22 protein-coding genes are annotated in these 21833 nt (G+C 63.4%); 8 read left to right on the top strand and 14 right to left on the bottom strand.

The genetic code is table 11. The features are described from left to right. Positions 1-181: 181 nt before the first annotated feature. The 6 genes from AXF13_RS14780 to AXF13_RS14805 form a co-directional block, all read right to left on the bottom strand. Positions 182-1309, bottom strand: a complete 1128-nt coding sequence (locus AXF13_RS14780; protein ID WP_062254379.1) for an FAD-dependent oxidoreductase — start codon at positions 1307-1309, stop codon at positions 182-184. Next, on the bottom strand, positions 1306-2268 hold the full coding sequence (locus tag AXF13_RS14785; protein WP_062254381.1) for a glycosyltransferase: 963 nt from the start codon (positions 2266-2268) through the stop codon (positions 1306-1308). The genes AXF13_RS14780 and AXF13_RS14785 overlap by 4 nt, the downstream gene beginning before the upstream one ends. After that, positions 2265-3020 (bottom strand): glycosyltransferase, encoded by a 756-nt coding sequence (locus tag AXF13_RS14790; protein WP_062254382.1) that lies wholly within the window; start codon positions 3018-3020, stop codon positions 2265-2267. Before AXF13_RS14790 ends, AXF13_RS14785 begins: the two co-directional genes overlap by 4 nt. Further along, positions 3020-4123 (bottom strand): DegT/DnrJ/EryC1/StrS family aminotransferase, encoded by a 1104-nt coding sequence (locus tag AXF13_RS14795; RefSeq protein ID WP_062254384.1) that lies wholly within the window; start codon positions 4121-4123, stop codon positions 3020-3022. Before AXF13_RS14795 ends, AXF13_RS14790 begins: the two co-directional genes overlap by 1 nt. Before the next feature lie 11 nt (positions 4124-4134). Next, entirely contained in the window at positions 4135-4434 is a 300-nt protein-coding gene (locus AXF13_RS14800; protein ID WP_062254386.1) for a hypothetical protein, read from the bottom strand. A gap of 530 nt (positions 4435-4964) precedes the next feature. Next, on the bottom strand, positions 4965-5405 hold the full coding sequence (locus AXF13_RS14805; protein WP_062254387.1) for a hypothetical protein: 441 nt from the start codon (positions 5403-5405) through the stop codon (positions 4965-4967). A 397-nt stretch (positions 5406-5802) separates the two neighbouring features. Between AXF13_RS14805 and AXF13_RS14810 the strand changes: the two genes are divergently transcribed. The 3 genes from AXF13_RS14810 to AXF13_RS14820 all read left to right on the top strand — a co-directional run bounded on the left by AXF13_RS14810 (position 5803) and on the right by AXF13_RS14820 (position 10025). Continuing rightward, complete coding sequence (locus tag AXF13_RS14810) at positions 5803-7080, top strand: IMP cyclohydrolase (RefSeq protein ID WP_062254944.1); 1278 nt, start codon at positions 5803-5805, stop codon at positions 7078-7080. 140 nt (positions 7081-7220) lie between these two features. After that, on the top strand, positions 7221-8774 hold the full coding sequence (locus tag AXF13_RS14815) for a cobyrinate a,c-diamide synthase (protein ID WP_062254389.1): 1554 nt from the start codon (positions 7221-7223) through the stop codon (positions 8772-8774). Between the two features lie 18 nt (positions 8775-8792). Then, positions 8793-10025: a glycosyltransferase family 2 protein gene (locus AXF13_RS14820; RefSeq protein ID WP_062254390.1), complete on the top strand. Its 1233-nt coding sequence runs from the start codon at positions 8793-8795 to the stop codon at positions 10023-10025. 233 nt (positions 10026-10258) lie between these two features. Here the strand turns inward: AXF13_RS14820 and AXF13_RS14825 are convergent, their stop codons facing one another. From AXF13_RS14825 to AXF13_RS14860, 8 genes are all read right to left on the bottom strand, one after another. Next, complete coding sequence (locus tag AXF13_RS14825) at positions 10259-10837, bottom strand: nitroreductase family protein (protein ID WP_062254391.1); 579 nt, start codon at positions 10835-10837, stop codon at positions 10259-10261. A gap of 158 nt (positions 10838-10995) precedes the next feature. Beyond that, positions 10996-11790 carry an adenosylcobinamide-GDP ribazoletransferase gene (locus AXF13_RS14830; RefSeq protein WP_062254392.1) on the bottom strand — a complete coding sequence of 265 codons (795 nt, stop codon included), beginning with the start codon at positions 11788-11790 and terminating at the stop codon, positions 10996-10998. Between the two features lie 11 nt (positions 11791-11801). After that, positions 11802-12446: a redox-sensing transcriptional repressor Rex gene (locus tag AXF13_RS14835; RefSeq protein ID WP_008682521.1), complete on the bottom strand. Its 645-nt coding sequence runs from the start codon at positions 12444-12446 to the stop codon at positions 11802-11804. 356 nt (positions 12447-12802) lie between these two features. After that, on the bottom strand, positions 12803-13126 hold the full coding sequence (gene atpE / locus AXF13_RS14840; protein ID WP_008682519.1) for an ATP synthase F0 subunit C: 324 nt from the start codon (positions 13124-13126) through the stop codon (positions 12803-12805). Positions 13127-13304: 178 nt separating this feature from the next. Further along, on the bottom strand, positions 13305-14009 hold the full coding sequence (gene atpB, locus AXF13_RS14845; RefSeq protein ID WP_008682518.1) for a F0F1 ATP synthase subunit A: 705 nt from the start codon (positions 14007-14009) through the stop codon (positions 13305-13307). A 118-nt stretch (positions 14010-14127) separates the two neighbouring features. Beyond that, entirely contained in the window at positions 14128-14565 is a 438-nt protein-coding gene (locus AXF13_RS14850; protein ID WP_008682517.1) for a hypothetical protein, read from the bottom strand. After that, positions 14525-14902 (bottom strand): AtpZ/AtpI family protein, encoded by a 378-nt coding sequence (locus AXF13_RS14855; protein ID WP_062254393.1) that lies wholly within the window; start codon positions 14900-14902, stop codon positions 14525-14527. Before AXF13_RS14855 ends, AXF13_RS14850 begins: the two co-directional genes overlap by 41 nt. A 261-nt stretch (positions 14903-15163) precedes the next feature. Next, entirely contained in the window at positions 15164-16705 is a 1542-nt protein-coding gene (locus tag AXF13_RS14860; protein WP_150116193.1) for a class I SAM-dependent RNA methyltransferase, read from the bottom strand. Between the two features lie 127 nt (positions 16706-16832). Between AXF13_RS14860 and rplU the strand changes: the two genes are divergently transcribed. From rplU to AXF13_RS14885, 5 genes are all read left to right on the top strand, one after another. After that, on the top strand, positions 16833-17141 hold the full coding sequence (rplU, locus tag AXF13_RS14865; RefSeq protein ID WP_062254396.1) for a 50S ribosomal protein L21: 309 nt from the start codon (positions 16833-16835) through the stop codon (positions 17139-17141). A 124-nt stretch (positions 17142-17265) separates the two neighbouring features. Further along, positions 17266-17535, top strand: a complete 270-nt coding sequence (gene rpmA, locus AXF13_RS14870) for a 50S ribosomal protein L27 (RefSeq protein ID WP_008682509.1) — start codon at positions 17266-17268, stop codon at positions 17533-17535. Between the two features lie 403 nt (positions 17536-17938). After that, positions 17939-19039, top strand: a complete 1101-nt coding sequence (gene obgE, locus AXF13_RS14875; protein WP_062254398.1) for a GTPase ObgE — start codon at positions 17939-17941, stop codon at positions 19037-19039. An 84-nt stretch (positions 19040-19123) separates the two neighbouring features. Beyond that, on the top strand, positions 19124-20356 hold the full coding sequence (proB, locus tag AXF13_RS14880; protein ID WP_062254400.1) for a glutamate 5-kinase: 1233 nt from the start codon (positions 19124-19126) through the stop codon (positions 20354-20356). Between the two features lie 77 nt (positions 20357-20433). Further along, positions 20434-21822, top strand: coding sequence for a sodium-dependent transporter (locus tag AXF13_RS14885; protein ID WP_062254402.1), 1389 nt, complete (start codon positions 20434-20436; stop codon positions 21820-21822). Positions 21823-21833: the final 11 nt, after the last annotated feature.

The following is a 21833-nucleotide window of genomic DNA, read 5'->3' on the forward strand; positions in this document are numbered from 1 at the left end:
TTTTGCGTGGAAACCGACCGGAAGGCGGCCCGTGGGCGAAGTAGCGAGCCTTATGGGTATCGAGAGCAGAGTTGTACTTAAGTACGTGAGCAGTAAAAAGCGCCGGCTTTGAAGGATAATTCCGGCAAATAAGAAGCCAGCAAAAGCCACAATAAGTTGCGTCTGCCCTGCGGTCGTCCCGCTACCCCGCCGGACGGGCCGCCTGCCGCATTTCCTTGACCATGGCCAACACGTCGTAGATATTGTCTATCTTGCTGCCCAGCACCACGGAGAGCCCCGGCAGGCCGTAGTCCGTCCTGAAGAGGATGGGTCGCCCATCGTCATCCTCGTTGCGCAACAGTACCGTCTTGATCTCGAATAGGGAGCGCACATGGCGCACGCCCCTGAGCGCTGGCAGATAGCGCAGGGCGTCGTTGCGCATGTGTATGAAATTGCTGGGCGGCGGGCTGTCCGCCAAGGAGTAGGGGTCCGCGTCGCGCTCCCCGTCCAGCCACTTCTGGTGGGGAGTATAGCGCACATGGGTCAGGGAGTGCAGGCCCGCGCTGGGATAGGGCATGACCGAGAAAAAAGGGCCGTCCATGATGGTGACGCCCAGGCCGTGCAATGCTTCCGGCACTTCCACCAGGCAGATTTCCGTGAGTTCGTGTTTCAGGGCCAGCAGGGGCAGGCCTGAGGCCCGCAGCAGGTGGTTCAGACGCGTATAGGTGCAGTTGAAGACCGCCGGAGCCGCATATGCGGCTCCGGCCTCGTCCAGGCAGACGAGGCCGGAGCCTTCCGGTTTATTGGCGATCACGGCCCGCACGTCGTAGCCGTAAAGTACGCGCACTCCGGCGCTGTTCAAGCGGTCGCGTAGCAATTCCCGCAGGATGTCGCAGTCAAAGGCATATTCGCGTACCTCAAAGAGGGCCTCGATGAAATCTGGGTCGAAAAGCGCGGCATAGCGCGGCGCGGCGGGCCGGATCTGGGCCTTCATATCTGTATACATACGGAAAAAGCGCCGCGCGGTGACCTTTGAGCCGTGCCGTGCTACGGCATATAGCTTGGTGAAATCGTCCACGATGGCCTTGCGGAATTCCAGGGTGAAACGGGGGAAGTTGATCAGCGAACGGCAGGCCGTCAGAAAGTTGCGGGGGTAGTGAAAGCCCGCGTGCACGCGGGCTTGGTTCAGGGCCGAGGCCCGGGTCATCAGATCAGGCGCGCGCTCCAGAATCGTGACTTTCGTGTGCCGATCGGCCAGTAATAGAGCCAGACAGCAGCCATAGAAGCCGCCGCCGATGATCAGCACATCCGTTGTTTCCGGCGCGTTCATGACTGCACAATATTCTTTGTGTCGTCCATGCCTTCAAACAGGCAGGAGGAATCCACATCCTCGGCGATGTAATACAGGGGGCTTTTTTTCGTTTCTTTAAAAATGACGGAAAGGTACTCACACATGACCGCCAGGATAAGAAAAAGCGTCATGAACATGAAGGATGTGGTCAGAGAAAGGGACGTCCAGCCCTTGGCTACGCTTTCTTCGAACAGCCAGGAACCCAGGGAAAAAACGATGTACAGAAAATTCACGAGGCTGACCGTTAGGGAAAGCCCGGCGCAGGCGTGCAGAAGTGCGTCGGAGGTAGCGATGATGCGTTCCACACCGGAACCTATTCGCCAGAGCAGACAGCGGGGCCGGGGCGCCGGGGCGTCGCAGAAAACGGTTTTCTGGCGGTGCCCCGCCTGGCTTTCCCTGTATTTCAGAAAGGTAATTCTATCTTTGTTGTTGATCAGGGCGTTGATTACATTTCTGTTCATGCAGCCCGCGCTGCTCAGGCCGCCGTCGATGTCCTGACCGGTAAGTACCCGGATACAGCGGTAAAAGGCGGCGGAGGCCCAGCGATGCAGGAGGGGTTCCCCGACGCTGCGCTTGAGGCGCGCGATGTCGTAACCTTCGTCCGTACAGGCGCGCAGGAGCGGGGCCAGGGCGGGCAGATACAGGTCCCGCAGATCCAGTAGGAGGGCGTAGTCGCCGATGCAGTGCTCCAGCCCGACGCGGAAGACCACGTCCAGAGGCTGGGCTTCGGCCAGCGAGATCAACCGTATGCCCTTCCGCTTCCGCATGACCCGCTTGACCGTGTCCGCCGAACCGTCGCGCCCGGCGTTGTCGATGATCAGCACTTCATAAAAGCGCGCGAGCCTGGCAACTTCGTCCATCAGACCCGTAAGGCGGCTTTCCAGACCGTCGTGGCAGTCGTCGCAGACGCAGATAACGGAAATGAGACTGTTGGTCATATGCGCTCCGGTCTGTTGCGTATGGTTTTTCGCAGCCGTTTTTCCCAGGCAAGGACAGCTATTGCCCGCAGATAGTGGCAGGCCAGCGGGATGACTTTGACCTTCGATTCCTTGTCGTCCGTCCAACTGACCGGGATTTCCCGCAGGTGCATCTGGTTCCATTCCGCACGTACCAGCAGTTCCGCGCTGAAAAACCAGCCGTCATTGGCCAGCCCGCGTGCTGTCAGCAGGGTAAAGACCTCTTTTTTCATGAACTGGAAGCCGCACATGCCGTCCGTGAAGCGTACGCCCAATGCCGTCTTGAGAACGGCATTGAACGCGCGGGAGGTGAAGCCGCGCAGTAGGCTGCGCCCCACCACCCGTGCGCCCGGCAGCAGGCGCGAGCCGTTGACCAGATCGGCAGTGCCCTGTTCCAGCAGCGTCCAAGCTTCGGGCACATGGCGCAGATCCGTGGAAAGGTCAAGATCCATACAGGCCACATAGGGCGCGGGGGAGGCGGCCCAGGCGGTCTTCAGGGCCAGACCCACGCCTTTGCGTCCCACCCGGACGAGACGGACGCGCGCATCCTCGTCCGCCAGCTCCCGCGCCAGTTGGGCCGTGGCGTCGGTGGAGCCGTTGTCGGCGATGGTCACGCGCCACGGCGGTAACGGCGCGGCGGTCAGAAAGGCCGTCAGCTCGTGGATTTTTCCCCGCAATTCCCGCTCCTCGTTGTATACGGGAACGGCCACATCCAGCACAGGGCTTGTGGACATTACACTGCCTCATCGCGGAAGGCATTCACCGCGTCAATGACGGCATCCACATCATTATCCGGCATGACCGGGCTGATGGGCAGGGAGAGGGCCTCCTCGTGGATACGTTCCGTCACTGGATAGGAGCGCGCGCTCCATTCCGCATAGGCTTCCTGTCTGTGGGGCGGCGTGGGGTAGTGAATCAGGGTTTCAATGCCCCTTTCCTCCAGGTGGCGCTGGAAAAGATCACGACAGGGGGTGCGGGTTACAAAGAGATGCCAGACGTGGCCCTCCCGGTCTTTACTTCGTTGCGGCAGGGTCACCAGAGGATTGCGGATGCCCGTCAAATAGCGCTCGGCCACGGCTCGGCGGTGGGCGTTGTCCTCGTCCAGATGCGCCAGCTTCACGTCCAGTACGGCGGCCTGTAATTCGTCCAGTCGGGAATTGAAGCCCTTGAGGATATGATGGTATTTGCAGTCCGAACCGTAATTGGCCAACACCTTCAGGCGCTCGTACAGCGCGTCGTCATTGGTGGTGATGCCGCCGCCGTCGCCCATGGCCCCCAGATTTTTACCGGGATAGAAAGAAAAGCCCGCCACGTCTCCCAAGCCGCCCACGCGGTGGCCCTGATAGCGCGCCCCGTGCGCCTGCGCGCCGTCCTCGATGAGCCTCAGATGGTACTTCCCCGCCAACGCCCAGAGCGGTTCCATGTCGGCGGTCCGTCCGTAGAGATGCACCGCCAGGATGGCGCGGGTGTGCGAGGTGACGGCTTCTTCCACGCGTGCCGGATCCAAATTGTAGGTCTCCGGCGAGGGCTCCACCGGCACCGGCGTGCAGCCGTTCTGTGAAATGGCCAGAATACTGGCGATAAAGGTGTTGGCCGGAACAATGATCTCATCGCCGGGCCCGAAGCCGCAGGCCGCGATGATCAGGCGCAGAGCGTCCAGGCCGTTAGCCACGCCTAGGGCGTGTTTTACGCCGCAATAGGCCGCGAAATCCCGACAGAAGGCCTCGTTCATGGGGCCATTCAGAAAATGCCCGGAAGCCTGTACTACGGCAAAGCGAGCATTGATTTCCGCCAGATGGCGGGCGTTGATGGCCTGCACGTCAAGAAATTTTATCATCTGCGTTCCTCTCAGTCGCTGCCTTCGGCCCGCACAGAACGCAGGCCGTAATAGCGCGCCTGCCGACCTTCATAGCCGCGTACGTCCTTGATGTCCCCGCCAGCAAAGAAAAATTTGTCCTGCCGGGTAAAGAACGGAAAGACCGCATCGCAGCCGCGTGCGGTGACGACTATGACGGCCCGCTGGAGGCTGACTTGGTAATTGTCCCAGAATATGTTCATTTCGTGGCTAATGTTCCACAATAGCGCAATGGCCATCCCGCTGGCAAGCAGCCGTTTGCCCTGCAGGTCATGCTCCAGCAGGGAGAACAACGCCGTGGCGGATACTGCGTAGCAAAGTACCAGAGAAATGACGGCTCGCAAGGGATAGGACGAGGAAAAGTGCCCCTGTACACATCAGCATCAAAGCGATGAGCGTCAGTGTCGACATCAGTGGCAAGTGGGGAATGCGCATAGCAGCCTCGTGGAGTTTCGTCATTTTGTTTAGCCGTTGCGCGTAGCAGGATGAAACACAGCGTGGGGCAGGAGACCGAGGTGACCGCGCCTCCGTGAGGCATGTCAGAGCCTCACTCATGCAATCAGTCGCTCACTGAAACTGAGGGGAAAAGCTGCAGGGGTATCCTCTTTATGTGTGGAGCGCCTTTGCCTGGGCACAGGACCGTCCGATATCAATCTGGATGACGTTTCCGTTCTGAGCCTAGGGGCTGTTTCTAAATTAGGATTTTCATTCTCTGCCAAGGAAGGCGAGTCCTGGACGGAGGGAGTATATTCAACATATTCGACCTTTGCACGGGGCGAGCCTGACACAGACAGAGGGCGAAAGGACAATTTAGAAACGGCCCCTAGTCGTCCGTACTCGGCTTGCCGGAATCCTCAGGGGCGGTTGGGATATCGTCAGCCTCGGCGGAACTGTCGCCGGGCGCGGGGTGAAACGCCAGGACCCGGCAGCGCCGCGCGGGTCGGCCGTCCTGAATGCGTTGCCCGCCTGTCTGTCCGGCGGCGGGGGCTTCCGCGGGCTCCAATCCGAAGTCCGGGGCAAGGCTTTCGGGGGCCTCAAGCTGATCCTGCGCGCCGGGGCGGCTCTGCTGCGACCAGTAGTAATTGAAAAGCTGATTCTTCCAGCGCTTGGCCTGGATCAGCGAAAAGATCAGGGCCGCTTCCTCCCAGCGCTTGGTGGGCTCGAAGCGGCTGGCGGTCGTGGCGTATTTGCTCCACAGCGACATGAGCGAAGCTTCATCAATGGCGTCCAGTTGTTGCGCCAGCCGGGCGAGCAGCTTTTCCATGTGACCTCCTGGGCAGTGTGGTGACAGTGTCAGACTGATGAAAAAGGCCGTATGACCTTTTCCCGGCACCGTCGGCAAGAGCGCGCTCTCGCCGACTCCCGTGAAAAAGTGCCTTCCCGCGCCGCCACTTTTGCGGTCGCCTGCTCTAGTGGGATGCCACGCCCCGCCTGCCGGTTCGGCGTGAAGACCGCACAGCAAAAAACGCGGTTTTTGCTGTGCTCGCGGCACTCTTGCCGCCGCGCCGGGCTCCACAGCCCGTTTCCCATCGGGCTGTTATGTATGTTGTTGCGCCCGGTTCGTCAACGCGCCCGCCGCGCTTGGAAAGGCGGGTCTGGCCCCTGGAGGCTTTTTGTGCTATGCAGGCGCTTCCGCGACCGGCGACAACATCGGAGGCAGCATGTCGGATCTCAAGGCCATGTACAGCACTGTCCGCAAGGACGCTTTCCCCGAAACCATGACCATCATCCTGGGCGAGGAAAAACTCGTCTACGAAAAACGTGTCTGGACCCTGGACCAGGAAGAAAAAGGCCTGCGCTACGGCGAAAATCCCGATCAGCCCGCCGCGCTTTATGCCCTGAAGCGGGGCTCCCTGACCTGCGGAGGACTGACTTGGCGCGGGCCGGGCAACGGCATCGTCTCCGCCCTTACCGAGGCGCAGATGATCCAGGCCGGAAAGCATCCGGGCAAGACCAACCTCACCGACGTGGACAACGGGGCCAACATTCTGCAATACCTCGCCGAACGTCCGGCGGCCGTGATTCTCAAGCACAACAATCCCTGCGGCGCGGCCTGGGCCGACGACGGCGTGGCCGTCGCTCTGGAGCGGGCCTTCTGGTGCGACCGCATCGCGGCTTTCGGCGGCGCGGTGGTGGTCAACCGGCCCTTCAGCCGCGAGGCCGCTGAAATGGTGGCGGCCAATTATTTCGAAGTGGTGGCCGCGCCCGCTTTCGAAGAAGGCTCGGTGGAGATCCTCAAGCGCCGCAAGAACCTGCGCATCATGGAATTGCCCGGCCTGGGCCGTTTGGACGAGCTGACCCGCTCGGCCTTCCTGGATATCAAGAGTCTGGCCGACGGCGGCGTCATTGTGCAGAAATCCTTTGTGAACCGCATCCTTACGGATGCCGACTTCCTGCCCGCCACTGCCTCCACCAAGGAAGGCCTTGAGGTGGCGGCGCGCGCGCCTGACAAGGCCGAACTGGCCGACCTGCGCTTTGCCTGGGCCGTTGAAGCGGGCGTGACCTCCAATTCCGTGATTTTCGTCCGCGACGGGGCCACCCTGGCCATCGGCACCGGCGAGCAGGACCGCGTGGGCTGCGTGGAACTGGCCGTGCACAAGGCCTACACCAAGTACGCCGACGCTCTTGCCTTCAAAGAACTGGGGCTTTCGCTCTACGAGCTCAAGCAGAAGGCCGCGAGCGACGCCGCCCTGAACGACAGGCTGACCGACATCGGCCTGCGCACGCGCGAGGCGCGCGGCGGCCTGCTCGGTTCGCGTCTGGTTTCCGACGGCTTTTTCCCCTTCCGCGACGGCGTGGACGCCGCCGTGGCCCAGGGCGTGTCGGCCATTGCCCAGCCCGGCGGCTCGTTGCGCGACGCCGAGGTGATCATGGCCTGCAACGAGGCGCGGCCGCAGGTGGCGATGGTGTTTACGGGGCAGCGCTCCTTTAAACATTAGGCGGCATGGAACCTTTTTGCCCCTGGCGGCGTCAGGCGTCGCGGCCCGGCTTGGTTACGTAGACGGCTACGCGCCCGCGCCGGGCCGCTTGCCTTTCTTGCCAGCGACAAAAAATTTCCATGCCGGGAATAAGGAGTCGTATGCCGCTTCCCACCTCCTTCAGCACAGCGCCGCCCCAAGCGGCTTTCCCCCGGCTCTGCGTGTCCGCGCTGTCCGGCGGGGGCGGCAAGACCCTGCTTTCCCTGGGGTTGGCGCGGGCGGCATCCGCCGCCGGGGTGGCGGTCAAGACCTTCAAGAAGGGACCGGATTATATTGACGCGGCATGGCTGGCCCTGGCCGCCGGGAGGCCCGCTACCAATCTGGACCCCTACTTTCTGCCGCCCGCGCGGCTGCGCGCGCTTTTTATCCAGGCCATGGAGGCGTTGCTCCGTAGCGATTCGGTCGAGGCAGGCACGCCAAATGTGCTGGGCCTGGTGGAAGGCAACCGGGGCTTGTTCGACGGCCTGGACGTGGAGGGCTCCTGCTCCACGGCGGAACTGGCGCGCGCGCTGGACTGCCCCATCCTGCTCAGCCTGGACTGCACCAAGATGACCCGCACGGCGGCGGCTCTGGTCCAGGGCATGCTCCATTTTGAAAAAGGCCTCCGTTTTTGCGGCGTGGTGCTCAACCAGGTGGGCTCGGCCCGGCATGAAAGCGTGCTGCGCCGCGCTCTGGAAGCCTACACGGATGTGCCCGTACTGGGCGCGCTGCCGCGCCTGGCGGAAAACCCTCTGCCTGAACGGCATATGGGCATTGCCTGTTGCGGGGATTCTCTGGCCGGGGACGCGGAACGCCGTCTGGACGATCTGGCCGCCCTGGTGCGCGCGCATCTGGATCTTTCGGCCGTACTGGCGGCGGCGCGGGATGTCTCCCTTCTGGGCGGGGAAGATTCCACGCGGGAAAAGGATGCCGAAGACGGCGTGGAACTTCTCTCCGCGCCGAGCGAGCGCGGCGACGTTGCGACCAGCCTTTTTCCGCGGCCGCGCATCGGGTATGTGCGTGATGCGGCACTCTGGTTTTACTATCAGGAAAATCTGGAGGCGCTGACCCGCGCCGGGGCGGAGCTGGTCCGGCTTTCCCTCCTGGACGGCGGCCCGGAATCCGGCTCTGATCCCTGGGAGGGGCTGGACGGCCTGTATCTGGGCGGCGGTTTCCCCGAAGACTGCGCGCCGGAGCTGAGCCGCTCGCCGCGTTTGCCCCTGTTGGCCCGTCTGGCCCGCGAAGGCCTGCCCATCTATGCGGAGTGCGGCGGCTTCATGCTGCTGGCTCGGGGCATAGAGCGGGAGGGCAGGCTCTGGCCCATGAGCAATGTCTTTCCGGTGACGGCGCGCTTTTGCGCCAAGCCTCAGGGCCTGGGCTACGTACAGGGCACGGTGCGGGCGGAAAATCCTTTTTTCCCGCCGGGCCTGAGCCTGCGCGGGCATGAGTTTCACTATTCGCGCTGCCAGTGGGAAGGCGCGGCGCCTTCCTGCGCTCTGGAGCTCTCGCGGGGCAAGGGGATGGGCCATATCGGCGGCATGGCCTGCGACGGCCTGACGCGGGGACGGGTCTGGGCCGCTTATACCCATATTTTCGCACCAGCCGTGCCGTGCTGGGCGGATAATTTTGTGGCCGCTGCCCGGCGTTTCCGCCAAGAGCGGAACGGTGCGGCCTGAGTGGACAAGGGAGGCGGCATGCGCGTTTCCGTAATCATCCCGGCCTGGAATCTCTGGCATATGACGGCGGCCTGTCTGCGCTCCCTGGCGACGCATTCCGCCGGCCAGGACCTGGAAGTGCTGGTGGTGGATAACGGCTCCACGGATGCCACGGTCGGCGAGCTTGAGCCTCTGGGGCAAAGCCTCTGGGGCGCGGGCTTCAAGGCCTTGCGCCTGCCGGAAAACCTGGGTTTCGCCAAGGCCTGTAATCTGGGGGCGCGCGCCGCCGCAGGCGAACTGCTCTTTTTTCTGAATAACGACACCACCTGTACTCCGGGCTGGCTGCCGCCGTTGCGCGCGGCTTTTGAGGATGCCCGCCTCGGCGCGGCCGGGCCGTTGCTGCTCTACCCCGACGGCACGGCGCAGCATTGCGGCATCAGCTTCTCACCTTTCTACAAAGTCAGCCATATTTACGAGCATTTTCCCGGCAACCATCCCGTACTACGGAAAAAGCGCCCTTTGCAGGCCATTACCGGCGCGGCCCTGATGCTGCGGCGGCAGGTATTTGAGACCTGCGGCGGCTTTTTTGAAGGCTACCGCAACGGCTGTGAGGATGTGGATTTCTGTTTTGCCGTCCGGCGGCAGGGCTTCCGTCTGGCCGTGATCGGGGAAAGCGTGTTATATCACCACACCAGCCAGACGCCGGGCCGTTTTGAGCATGATTTGCAGAACGGCAAGCTCTTTTATCAGCGCTGGCGTCAGGATGTGACGGCGGATATGCACCGTCTGGCCCGTATGGACGGCTATGAGCTGCGCATCGGGCCCACGCTTTCCTGTCGACTGGGTCTGCCCGAGGTGCGGGAGCGGGAACTGGACGCGGCCTTTGCCGGTGCCGCATTCGACGCGGCGTCCTGCGTCGCGCAGTTGGAGCGTGAACCGCTCTGGCGCGGGGGCTGGCTCCGACTCATGGACCAGTTGGAGGCCCAGGGCCGGGGGCCTGACGCCCTGCGTGCGGGCGTACGCGCCCTGTCTTTTTTTTCTTCGCCGGATGTGCAGAGCCGCCTGTTGCGCCTGTTGCGGAAAGAGGGCCTGCAGGAACAGATGGTGGAATTCATGCACGGCCTGGAAGAGGACAGAGACGCCAAGGGAGACAGCGCTTCGCGGCGCGCCTTTGTCCAGGCGGCCAGGCGCAAGGCCTATGCCGACGGCGACACGGCTCTGGCCGATTTGCTTAACGCCTGGCTGTTGGGCTACGGCAAAATTCGGAACTAGGGCCTGTTAACGCTATGCCTTTTTGCCCTCCTGCCGCGTCAGATTTCACCTGCTTTTTCGGTCGAGTACCAGAAGAGTACACTCCCTCAAAGCAGGTTTATCTTCCTTGCAGGCGAACAAAAATTCTATAGTGTTAACAGACCCTAGTGCATTTCAGCTTTGAAATGCTCCGATGCCACAAAAAGCGCCGCCGGATAGGCGGCGCTTTTTGTTTCCGTGGAAGCCGTGGCCTGTCAAAAACGCTTGAGCACCAGATCGTCCAGCGCGCGTTTGGGCACATAGTGCACGCCCTGTTCGTCACGCCAGTAGCCGAACGAGCCGTCGGCGGGCATGGGGGCGATCCGGCGTTTTTCTTTGGCGACGCCCAGGCCCAGCACCAGGGCGATCTTCATGCCCTCGGGCACGTCCAGCAATTCCGGCGCGGCCTTATGGTCAAAGGACTGAATGATGCAGCAACCCCAGCCCCGGCTGGCGGCCGCAAGCTGGATGGTCTGGCAGGCAATGCCTGTGTCGTAGCAGAGCAGTTCCTTGCCGTTTTCAGGCATCAGCACGGCAATGAACGCCGTGGGCCGCTCGCCGGGATGGGGGCCGCCCCAGTCTTTAAGCGCTCCGGCCCAGCGGGTCAGGGGGAACAGTTTTCGGCAGGTCTCGCCCGGTCCCACCAGAATAAAACGCAGCTCTTGGGCGTTGCGGGCCGAGGGTGCCAAGCGGGCGCACTCCGTCAGCCAGTCCAGGTCAGCCATGCTCAGGGGCTTGTCCTCTTCAAAACGGCGGCAGGTGCGGGCCGCCTCCACCAATTCCTTGAAGTCCATGTTCCGCTCCTTACGTATTTTGCGTTTGAAATATTGCACATTTCAAATGCTACGCCGCCCAAGTGCAAGGAGGCGACGTCCGCACGCGGCCACCAGAGTAATTCACTTATTTCAAATGAGAATTGCTCTGGATTATGCGGGGATATGCCTGTTCCATCTTACAGCGTCGCCAGCAGAAACCACAACTGCCCCAACTCGATGGCCGCGCCCAAAAAATCGCCGGAAAGCCCGCCATGTGATCGGGCCTGTGCGGCCAGGCGGCGTGTGAGACAATATTGCGCGACGATCAGGACCAAACCTTGCCAAAAGGAGAGGCCCAAAGCCGCCAGCAGGCAGACCAGCAGCAGCGCCCCCAGCCGGTAGACGCGACGCACTGTCGGACCTGCCCCGGCGCAGGCCAGGCCGCCCAGAGAATCCGGGTTATGGGGCGGCGCGGAGGCGGCCAGCCAGACAGCGCAGGCCCGGCCCCATGCCGGTGCGAGCACCGGCATGAGCCACTGCCCGGCGGCCAGATGCCAGGCGAGGGCCAGCCATTGGCCGCTGAAAATCAGCAGCAGGCTCAACGCGCCGAAGGCACCCAGGCGGCTGTCCCGCAGAATTTCCCGGAAACGTGCGCCGCTCGCGCCGCTGCCGCAGGCGTCGCCCAGATCGGCCAGGCCGTCCCAGTGCAGGCCGCGCGTGCTCCACAGTTCCAGGGCCAACCAGAGCCAGGCCGCCAGAGCGGCGGCGGGCCAGGCTGTCCCCATAGCGTGGGAGGCACCGGTTGCGGTGGAAAGAATGGTCAGGGCCAGCCAGGCCGCCAGCGTGCAGAGGCAGCCCAAAGCCAGACCGGCGGGCGCGAACCACGGCACGCTGGCCGCCAGAGATTGCGCGGTGAAACTCCGGGGCGGCGCAAGGCGGCTCAGAAAAGCCAGGGCATCTAGAAAACGTCCGCCCCATGCGGCTGGAGACATGCCGGGTCCGTTCAATAACGGGCCTGGGTATGATTGAAGGCCAGGGCGTAGAGGTGGTGGAAAAAGTCCACGTATTCCACGTGAACGCGTTCCGGCACTTTGATCCGCGCGGGCGCGAAGTTGAGAATGGAGATCAGGCCCGCGTCCATCAGGTGCTGGGCCGCGCGCTGAGCGCGTTCCGGCGGGGTGGTGATGATGCCGATTTCAATGTTCAGCTCCGCCACCATGCCCTTGAGATCCTTGGTGCAATGCACTTCCAAGCCGTGCACGATTTCGCCGATCTTGAAGGGATCGCAGTCAAAGATGCCCACGATGTTGAAGCCGCGCGCGCGGAATTCCCCGTGGTTCAGAATGGCCTTGCCCAGGTTGCCCACGCCGATCAGGGCCATGCGCCATTCGCGGTCCACGCCCAGTGCCGAGGTAATGGCCGCGATGAGCGAGGTTACATGGTAGCCCACTCCCCGGATGCCGAATTCCCCGAAATAGGCCAGATCCTTGCGCACCTGCGAGCCGTTGACGCCGCAGGCTTCGGCCAGGGGGTTGGAGGAAATGACTTCCACATCGTCGCGGGCGAAATTTTCAAGCACCTGCACGTAGGTGGCAAGACGCTGGATGGTGGCGCGGGGAATGTGTTTGCTTTTGGGTTGAGTGACCATGTGCGGTGCCTTATAGCTCGGAGCAAATCCGTTAATGTTGACTTGTGAAATAAAGTATTATTCAGGATACTTGAAAACGGAGCATTGCGCAAGAGGGCTGCCGCGCAGGTCCGGCTGGGGGCGCGCTGACCGTTTGCCTGTTTGTTTTGTCCGCCGTTACGCGGAGTTGCGTGTCCGGGAGGGACGAAACAAGTAGAGCCTGTCGGCGCCGGGCGCGGTCCGCAGTAAAGGATGAAGGCCTGTCGTGACGGACGCGGCTGCGCGTCCGGGTGTAACCGTGCCGAAATCCGGCGAGATCCGCGCGCACAAAAAAAGGGAGGCCTTGGCCTCCCTTTTTTTGTGCGATCGAACGCGAACTACGCGTAAGGGTTGGCGTAGAGCAGGATGAAGCTGATGACCAGAGCGTAAATGGCCAGAGATTCGATGAAGGCGAAGGCCAGAATCATGGTACCGGTGATCTTGCCGCTCACGTCGGGGTTGCGGGCAACGCCTTCGCAGGCGCCCTTGAGGCCCAGGCCCATGCCGATGCCGCAACCGAAAGCGGCGATGCCGATGCCGAGGGCAGCGGCCAGGCAGGTGTAGCCCAGAGCGGCGGAGTCGAGCTGGTTGGCGGCAAAAGCCATGCTGGCCAAGCCCAGCAGCGCCACGGTGTTCAGGGCGATCATCAGAAATTTACGCATGAGAGCACTCCTTACACTGGTTTATAGTTGGGTCGCGTACGACCATTCCCCCAAATGATGCGAGCAGTTTCATTCCGGAATCCGGACCGCATGCTCAGGCGGTTCCGGCGGCGGTTCCGGCGGCGGCTCCGCCCGCGGCCCGGATTCCGGACCGCGAGGGAGATCTCGGCGTGTCGGTTTAGTGCTCAGGCCCTTCCAGAGCGCCCTTGATGTAGAACATGGTCAGCATGAAGAACACGAAAGCCTGCATGGTCTTGCCCAGAAGGAAGAGGGCGTAGATGGGCAGGGTGCCCAGCAGGGGCGCCATGACAAAGAAGAGAATCATGACGATTTCCTCACCCCGGATGTTGCCGAAAAGACGGAGGGAGAGAGAAACCGGGCGCGAGAGGTGCGAAACCACTTCCAGCGGGAACATCAGCGGAATGAGGAATTTGGACGGGCCGGTGAACTGATTGATGTAATGGCTTTTCCAGCGCATCAGGCCCACGGCGTTGTAGTAGACGAGCACGAAGAGCGCCATGCAGACTGTGGTGTTCAGGTTGGCCGTGGGCGCGTCGAAACCGGGGATCAGGCCCATGAGGTTCATGCCGAAAATGTAGATGAACATACCGGCCAGCAGGGGCACGTATTTGCGCCCCACCTCACCCATGGTGGAACAGACAAAGCGTTCAATAGTATCGACGAGCGCTTCGAAGAAGTTTTGCAGGCCCCCCGGCACAAGCGTCAGCCGCCGGCGCATGATCAAGGCCACCGTGAAGAGGATGGCCATGCAGACCCAGGAATAAAAGACGTGTTTGAATTCAATCACCTGTCCGCCGATGGTGATCTCGTCCATGCCCATAAATGTGGAAAGCAATACCGGATGCGGCAAACCACCTGCCATGAGCCAGCCTCCTGTGTGGATACAAGCTGAACCGTGTTTTCAAAGGCCGCGCGGCGCGAATGCCCGAGGCCTTTCCCCCAATGAAGTGTTCCGTCCGGCGGCTCCGCCGCCCGCTGTCTCAACGCCGTGCGTTACGCGAAGCCACGGCAAAGGTTATCAGGGCCGTGGCCGCCCCGGCGGTCAGGCCGCCCAGAATGGCCGTTACCGGCGCTTTGCAGACTATCAGGGCCCAGTAGAGCAGCCCGCCCAGCAGCAGCAGCCTGCCGCCCCAGCGCAACAATACCACGCGTAAAAACGCGGTGCTGTATTCGCCCAGGCCCGCGCGCAGGAAAAAGCGCGCCAAGCTCCAGAACGTCAGGGTCATAATGCCCAATCCCACGCCGAACCAGAAAAACCAGGGCGTCGCGCTGAAAGCCGCGCCGCCGCCCAGCAGAAACAGGGCCGTCAGCAGCAGCTCGTTGCGCACCAGCGGCCGGATGACCGGGTGCCCGATGCCCCGCCGCCAGAGCCAGGCGTCAAGGCTGTGCGTCATGGTTTTCAGCGTCTGCGCGGTCATTTGTCTCTCTGGTTCCCTGCGTTGCGCCCGCCCCGGTGCCGGTCTGCCGCGTCGGCATGCCGGACGTCGGGCTGAAGCCCTTGCGGCGGGCGTCTTCAGCCGCCATTTTTTTCAACAGATGCTGCGTGTCCCGGTAGACATTCAAAAAACCGGCGGCAATGCCCAGCAGCAGGAAAAACAATTTGCACCAGGGGCTGGTATCCAGCCAGTAATCCAGGCCGTAACCTATGGCGAAGCCCACCAGCGGCCCGCTGACCAGATGCAGGCCGATGACCCCGGTGGTTGCCAGGGCTTCCATGCCGCTCTGCTGTTGTTTGAGAATATCCTTGAACGACATGGGCCGCCTCCGCGTTGTGTCAGCGGCGCGCACATCTTTTACATCCGCGCTTTGGAACCCTGGTGGAAAAGCCGCCCTCTCAGGTGTGGGCGTCAGTTCCCGCTGTCACCCGGCAAATCCTATGTTTGCTATGATTTTGCCCTAACGCTGTGTAAATTATCACAGCCTCCCCGGCGCGTCAACGGCTTTGCGCCGAAACATTCGGCATCTGCGCATATTTTCGCCGCAAGCGCGGGCCTGCCGGGGTTGTTTTTGACCTTTTCAGGACTTAAGCCGCCAGAGGCTGAGGCATTCCAGGTGCGGCGTATGCGGAAAAAGATCCACGGCCGCCAGCCGTTCCAGGCTGTAGCGCGCCTGGAGGCCGTCCGCGTCCCTGGCCAGGGTGGCCGGGTTGCAGGATATATAGAGGATAGTTTGGGGCCGCAGCGCCAGCAGGCCGTCCAGAACCCGAGGGGCGAGACCGGCGCGCGGCGGGTCGGCCAGTACCGTGTCCCAGCCGGGACCGCGCCGCTCACGCCGCAGCCGGTCCAGCAGGGCCGCCGCATCGCCCGCTTCGTAGCGGCACCGGGTCAGTCCGCCGCGTTCCGCGTTGCGCCGGGCCAGAGCCACGGCGCGTTTGTCGCATTCCAGGCCCAGAAGCCGATCGTAGTCAGGAGCCAGCAGTTGCCCCGGCGCGCCCACGCCGCAGTAAAGGTCCAGCAGGGATGCGCCGTTTTCCGCGCCGCCGCGCGTCTGCCGGAGCATGTCCTGAGCCAGGCGGGCCAGATTCTGCGCGGCTCTGGTGTTGACCTGAAAGAAAGAAGCCGCGTCCAGGGCGAACAGGCAATCGCCCAGCGGCAGGTGGAGCAGGGCGGCTTGCGGATCTTCCCCGCCTCTCCCGTTAAGGCAGAGCACGCGCCGCTCACCGGCGGCCAGGGCATCGGGGCTTTGCCGTTCCTCATGGACAAAGGCGGCCAGGTCCGGAAAGCCGCCCAGCAGCTCTTCGCCCAGAGCGCGCGCGGCGGCCCGTCCGTCCGCACCGCCGGGACTGGTTACGCACAGGGCCCACCAGCGTGGCGCGGGGTCGTCTTCCCGTCTGCCGCTGCGCAGAACCAGGAAGCGCCAGAAGCCGTGCGATCCGGCTGCATGGGTCTTTTTGTCCCGGCCAGGGCCGCGCCGTGCGGGCGGAGCGGCATAGGGGGCGAGGCCGCTCTGTTCCGCCGAGCGACGGGCAGCGGCCAGAATGTCCTGGGCCCCGGCGGGCAGCAGCACACAGCCCGGCACCGCGATGACTCCGGCGCCGCCCCGGCGGCGCTGCCCTAGAATCAGATTGCCGCCCGCGTCCCGGCCAAAGGCGAATTCCATCTTGTTGCGGAACGCCGCCTGCTCCGGGGAAGGGTGCGGAGGCTCCAAAACCGCTGCGAGCATGCCCCGGTCCAGATGCCCGATGCGGGTCAGGGCCGCCAGGGCCAAATCTTCCTTCCAGCGCAGCTGCGCCGGGTAAGGCATGATCTGCAGAGGGCAGCCGCCGCAGATATGCTGGTGCGGGCAGAGCGCCGGCACGGCGTCCGGGGCCGGGCGCAGCACGTCCAGCAGGTCGGCCTCCACAAGGCGGGCCTTGCGCCTGACGATCCGCGCGCGGACAATCTGCCCCGGCAGCGCGCCGCTCACAAAGACGGCCGTGCCGCTTCCACGGGTTTCGCTGTTCTGGCCTGTCTCCGGCAGACGGGCGATGCCGCGTCCGTCGTGGGCCAGGCTGTCCACTGTCAGGGTGAGAATTTCGCTCATGGCGGCACGGTAGCAGCGCCGGGGCGGTTTTGCCAAGCCATGCCGCCGGATTTGCCCGGCATCCCGGCCGGGAGAAAAGGCCGGATGAAAAAGATTGGGGTCCGGGCCTTGACATTTTTCGCTCCATCGGGCAAATATGCCTTTCTCTTTTTGGAGGTTGATCATGTACGCGATTATCGAGACCGGCGGAAAACAGTACCGCGTCGAAGAAGGTTCCAAGATTGTTGTGGAAAAGCTCGCGGCCCAGGCCGGCAGCGATGTTACCTTGGATAAGGTGCTGATGGTCGGCGGCGTGGACTGCAAGGTGGGCGCTCCGTACCTGGCCGGCGCCGCCGTGACGGCGGAAGTGGTGGAACAGGGGCGCGGCCCCAAGGTCATGGTGTTCAAACGCAGGCGGCGTAAGGATTCCAAAACGCTGCGCGGTCACCGCCAGGACTGCACCACCATTCGCGTCAAAAGCATCAACAGCTAGGCTGGTCTTTCGAAGCGGGCCGTCCGTTTTTCGGCTGGTTTCCGGAAGCGATCCTTCGGGTTGCGGGCCGGAGTCGGAGCGGATCGGCAAGGCGTTTCGATGATTCAGCGTTCAGGAGGCTATCATGGCTCATAAAAAAGCAGGCGGCTCTTCGCGCAACGGTCGCGACAGCGCGGGTCAACGCCGCGGCGTCAAGCGTTTCGGCGGTCAGCACGTGCTGGCGGGCAATATTCTGGTGCGTCAGCTGGGCACCGTTGTGTATCCCGGCGCCAATGTGGGCATGGGCAGGGATTTTACCCTGTTCGCCAAGGTGGAGGGCGTAGTGCGCTTTGAAAAATATGTCCGTAAACGCCGCGTGTTGACGCGCGTGCATGTGGAAGCGCCCGCTCAATAAAGCGCCTTCGCGTGAAAATTTCAAAGGGAAGGAGCCGCCCCCAGGGGCGGTTCCTTCCCTTTTGTCTTTTTTCCAGGCATACTAGAGCAGATCACCTTTGAGAATCGGCATTCTCAAAGTTCCGGCGACGCTCGCTCTGCTCTCGATGTCCGTACGGCTCGCATTGCTCGCCTACGGTCACGGCCCTGCGGGCCGCCCTTCGGGTTGGTCTTCGGTGTGCAACAGCGCAAATAACTTGCGCTTATGCCGATCTTTGCCGTCGTCATCCGAAGGCGGCACAGCCGCCAACGGCTGCCGCTCGCGGCGGGCTTTGCTCGCCGTAAACGGGCATTGCAAGTGTTGCCTATCTCGTTTGAATAACATAAATCCGGGGCCGTGATGCCCCGGTCAGAGGCAAAATAGTATGAGATTTGTGGATGAAGCGAAAATTCAGGTCCGGGCGGGCAAGGGCGGCCACGGCTGCGTGTCCTTCCGGCGCGAGAAGTTTGTGCCGCGCGGCGGCCCGGACGGCGGCAACGGCGGGGAGGGCGGTTCCGTCTATCTGCGGGCCGACAACCGTCTGCTTTCCCTCTATGATTTCCGTCTGAAGCGCTTGTATGAGGCCCAGAACGGCCAGCCCGGCCAAGGCAGCCAATGCGACGGCAAAAAGGGGACGGATCTGGTGCTGGGCCTGCCCGTGGGCACCCTGGTTTTTGCCGAAGGGCCGGAAGGCGAGCGCCTGCTGGCCGACCTCAGCGAGCCGGACAGCCTTGCGCTGGCGGCGCGCGGGGGGCGCGGCGGCAAAGGCAACGAGCATTTCAAGTCCGCCACCATGCGCGCGCCGCGTTTTGCCCAACCCGGCGAACCCGGCGAGGAGCTGAACCTGCGGCTGGAGCTGAAAATCCTGGCCGACGCCGGGCTGATCGGTTTGCCGAATGCGGGCAAGTCCACGTTCATTTCGCGGGTTTCGGCGGCCCGTCCCAAGATCGCGGCCTATCCCTTCACCACCCTGACGCCCAATCTGGGCGTGATGATCGACGAGGTGGATCCGGACAAGCGCATGGTCATTGCCGACATCCCCGGCCTTATTGAGGGCGCGCACGCCGGACAGGGGCTGGGGCACCGCTTTTTGAAGCATGTGGAGCGCACCCGCTTTCTTGTGCATATGTTGAGCATTGAGGATGTGGATGACGTGGACCCCTGGGCCGGGTTTGAACTGGTCAATGAGGAGTTGCGGCGTTTCGATCCGGAACTGGCCGAGCGGAGGCAGATTGAAGTGGTCAATAAAATAGACCTGGTGGACGAGGAACGCCTGGAGACGCTGAAAGCCCGCGCCGAAGCCGACGGCCGGAAGATTTTCTTCATTTCCGCCCGCGAGGAGCAGGCCCTGGAACCGCTGGTGGCCGAACTCTGGCGGTTGCGCGACGAGCTGGCCCGCCACGAGCCCCTGTTGCGCTACGAGCAGGAAGAGGCGGAAGCGGGCGAGGAATTCCCGGACATTGAAGTGATCTACACGCGCGAGTGAGGCTGTTTTGACGGCCTGTCCGGCGGAAAAGACGGACGGGGCGGAAGCGGCCGCGTTGTGCGGGCAATTGCAGCGGAGGCGGTGATGGAAAGGCCGGAGGACTGGCGGCAGGAACGGGCCCGGGTGCTGGCGCAGGCCCGTGTGGTGGTGGTCAAGGTCGGCAGCGCCGTGCTGACCGACGCTATGGGGCTCAGCGCCGCCGTGCTGGACAGCCTGGCCGGGCAACTGGCCGGGCTGCGCCGCCCACCCGGCTCGCAAGCAGGTCAGCAGGCCAATCAGTCCGGCGAGCGGCGGCTGGTGCTGGTTTCTTCCGGCGCCGTGGCCGCCGGGCGGGCGGCTCTGGCCGTGCACGGCAGGCAGGTGGAAACCACGGGCCTGGCTGCCCGGCAGGCCGCCGCCGCAGTGGGCCAGGGACAATTGATGCGGGCTTGGGACGCGGCTTTTCACGCCCACGGCATGCCCACGGCCCAGGTGCTGCTGACCCGTGACGACCTGCGCGCACGCCAGCGTTTTCTCAACGCCCGCAACACCTTCGCGGAACTCCTGCAGTGGCGCGTGCTGCCCATTGTCAATGAAAACGACACGGTTTCGGTGAGCGAGCTCAAGTTCGGCGACAACGATTGCCTCGCCAGCCTGCTGGTCAACCTCACGGGCGCGGACCTGTTCATCAATCTGACCTCGTCGCCCGGCGTGCTGGCCGCCAATCCCCAGCGGCAACCCGACGCGCCGGTTATGGACCATATCGACGACGTGGCGGCCCTGGATCTTAGCCAACTCTGCGGCGGCAAAACTTCCGTGGGCACGGGCGGCATGTATTCCAAACTGCTGGCCGCCCGGCGCGCCGCCCAGATCGGCGTGCCCACCCTGATCCTGCCGGGCCGCGAGCCCGACGTGCTGGCCCGCGTCTTTGACGCGGCGGCGCTGGAGGCGGCGGGCGGAACCCCGGCGGCAACGCCGGGGACTTGGGTGCGCCCCGCGGGGCACGCCATACCGCGCCGCAAGTTCTGGCTGGCCTACCAGTCGGAACCGGCGGGCAACGTGACCGTGGACGCGGGCGCGGCGCAGGCTTTGCTGCGCAAGGGCGGCAGCCTGCTGCCCGGCGGCGTGCGCCGGGTGGAAGGCGCGTTCCAGAAAGGAGCCCTGGTGCGCGTGCTGCACGAGGGGCAAAGCCTGGGCGTGGGCCTTTCCAATTACAGCGCGGCTGATCTTAAGAAAATCATGGGGCTCAAGCGCCACGAAGTGGCGGCCATTCTGGGCGACGCCCACTATCCGGAAGTCATCCACAGGGACAATCTGCTGCTGGACGCGGCGGTGTAGAGCAATTCACGTTTGAAATGCTCTAACGCCATATGTGAACGACCGCGCCGTCTGACGGCAGTTTTGGGGGAGAAGGCATGGGGGCATCGGCAACGGGATCAGGCGCTGGCGGGGCGGGACGGGGAGCGCGGGACCTTTTCGCGTCCCGGCTCGGCATGCTGGCGGCCACTCTGGGCTCGGCCGTGGGCCTGGGCAATATCTGGAAGGTGCCCGCCCTCACAGGACAGCACGGCGGCGCGTCCTTCCTGCTGATCTACGTGCTTTCCACCATGCTGGTAGCCCTGCCCCTGATGATCGTGGAAATGATCATGGGGCGGCGCACCCGCGCCAATGCCTATAGAACCTTCACCCTGCTGACCCCGCGCCGGGCCTGGTGGGTGACGGGCGCGCTCTCGGTACTGGCCGCCACGTTGATTCTGGCCTTTTACAGCGATGTGGCGGGCTGGGTCTTCGCCTATGTGCCCAAGGCCCTGAGCGGCGGCGTGGCCACCACGGACCCGCTGGTGGCGGCCCGCATTTTCGGAGAGCTGCTGGCAAGCCCGTGGGAAAGCCTGCTCTGGCAGTGGTTGGTGCTGGGTTTCATCGCGGCCGTGATCATGCGCGGGGCCTCGGGGGGCATCGAACGCGTCACGCGCGTGCTCATTCCCCTGCTCTTTCTGCTGCTGGTGGCGGTCTGCATTCGCAGCCTGACCCTGCCCAATGCCGGTGCGGGCCTGCGCTTTCTCTTCATGCCCGACTTCGCGCGCATCAACGGCGAAGTGGTGCTGATGGCCATGGGCCTGTCCTTTTTCAAGATGTCCATCGGCTTCGGTTGCATGATCACCTACGGCAGTTATTTCCAGGCCGACACTCGCGTGCCCGCCCTGGCCCTACGGGTGATGGTCTGCGATCTGCTGGTCTCCCTGCTGGCGGGCGTGGCCGTGTTTCCGGCGGTGTTCAGTTTCGGCTTCGAGCCCACGGCGGGCACCAGCCTGCTTTTCCTGACCATTCCGGCGGTCTTCGCCTCCATGCCGGGCGGGCAGTTCTTTACGGCGATTTTTTTTGTGCTCTCGGCCGTGGCCGCCATCGGGGCCATGCTCTGCCTGTTGGAAATTCCCGTGGCCTGGCTGCTGGAAACCTGCAAACTGCCCCGCCCCAGGGCCACACTGCTGGTGACTCTCGGCGTGGCCGCCCTGGGCGTTCCGCCCACGCTCTCCACCGGGATCTGGGCCTCGGAGACCGTCTTCGGCCTGACGTTTTTTGACGCGTATGATTTCGCCACGTCCAACCTGCTGTTGCCGGTCTGCGGTCTGCTGACCAGCCTGTTCGCGGGCTACGCCTGGCCGGAACGGCAATTCGTCGCGGCCCTGACCAACAACGGCAGCCTGCCGCTGCAAGGGCTGGCGCGCCTGCTGCGTCTGGCCTGCCGTACGGTGACGCCTTTGCTCATCGCCATTATTTTGCTGCATGGCCTGAAGGTATTTTAAGCGGATCAAAT

Origin of the sequence: Desulfovibrio fairfieldensis (genome assembly GCF_001553605.1) — a bacterium.
Lineage (GTDB): Bacteria > Desulfobacterota > Desulfovibrionia > Desulfovibrionales > Desulfovibrionaceae > Desulfovibrio > Desulfovibrio fairfieldensis.

Bases quoted from the DNA above. Each gene is read 5' to 3' on its own strand.
- AXF13_RS14780 (WP_062254379.1), bottom strand. From the start codon at position 1,309: ATGAACGCGCCGGAAACAACGGATGTGCTGATCATCGGCGGCGGCTTC.
- AXF13_RS14785 (WP_062254381.1), bottom strand. From the start codon at position 2,268: ATGACCAACAGTCTCATTTCCGTTATCTGCGTCTGCGACGACTGCCAC.
- AXF13_RS14790 (WP_062254382.1), bottom strand. From the start codon at position 3,020: ATGTCCACAAGCCCTGTGCTGGATGTGGCCGTTCCCGTATACAACGAG.
- AXF13_RS14795 (WP_062254384.1), bottom strand. From the start codon at position 4,123: ATGATAAAATTTCTTGACGTGCAGGCCATCAACGCCCGCCATCTGGCG.
- AXF13_RS14805 (WP_062254387.1), bottom strand. From the start codon at position 5,405: ATGGAAAAGCTGCTCGCCCGGCTGGCGCAACAACTGGACGCCATTGAT.
- AXF13_RS14810 (WP_062254944.1), top strand. From the start codon at position 5,803: ATGTCGGATCTCAAGGCCATGTACAGCACTGTCCGCAAGGACGCTTTC.
- AXF13_RS14815 (WP_062254389.1), top strand. From the start codon at position 7,221: ATGCCGCTTCCCACCTCCTTCAGCACAGCGCCGCCCCAAGCGGCTTTC.
- AXF13_RS14820 (WP_062254390.1), top strand. From the start codon at position 8,793: ATGCGCGTTTCCGTAATCATCCCGGCCTGGAATCTCTGGCATATGACG.
- AXF13_RS14825 (WP_062254391.1), bottom strand. From the start codon at position 10,837: ATGGACTTCAAGGAATTGGTGGAGGCGGCCCGCACCTGCCGCCGTTTT.
- AXF13_RS14830 (WP_062254392.1), bottom strand. From the start codon at position 11,790: ATGTCTCCAGCCGCATGGGGCGGACGTTTTCTAGATGCCCTGGCTTTT.
- AXF13_RS14835 (WP_008682521.1), bottom strand. From the start codon at position 12,446: ATGGTCACTCAACCCAAAAGCAAACACATTCCCCGCGCCACCATCCAG.
- atpE (WP_008682519.1), bottom strand. From the start codon at position 13,126: ATGCGTAAATTTCTGATGATCGCCCTGAACACCGTGGCGCTGCTGGGC.
- atpB (WP_008682518.1), bottom strand. From the start codon at position 14,009: ATGGCAGGTGGTTTGCCGCATCCGGTATTGCTTTCCACATTTATGGGC.
- AXF13_RS14850 (WP_008682517.1), bottom strand. From the start codon at position 14,565: ATGACCGCGCAGACGCTGAAAACCATGACGCACAGCCTTGACGCCTGG.
- AXF13_RS14855 (WP_062254393.1), bottom strand. From the start codon at position 14,902: ATGTCGTTCAAGGATATTCTCAAACAACAGCAGAGCGGCATGGAAGCC.
- rplU (WP_062254396.1), top strand. From the start codon at position 16,833: ATGTACGCGATTATCGAGACCGGCGGAAAACAGTACCGCGTCGAAGAA.
- rpmA (WP_008682509.1), top strand. From the start codon at position 17,266: ATGGCTCATAAAAAAGCAGGCGGCTCTTCGCGCAACGGTCGCGACAGC.
- obgE (WP_062254398.1), top strand. From the start codon at position 17,939: ATGAGATTTGTGGATGAAGCGAAAATTCAGGTCCGGGCGGGCAAGGGC.
- proB (WP_062254400.1), top strand. From the start codon at position 19,124: ATGGAAAGGCCGGAGGACTGGCGGCAGGAACGGGCCCGGGTGCTGGCG.
- AXF13_RS14885 (WP_062254402.1), top strand. From the start codon at position 20,434: ATGGGGGCATCGGCAACGGGATCAGGCGCTGGCGGGGCGGGACGGGGA.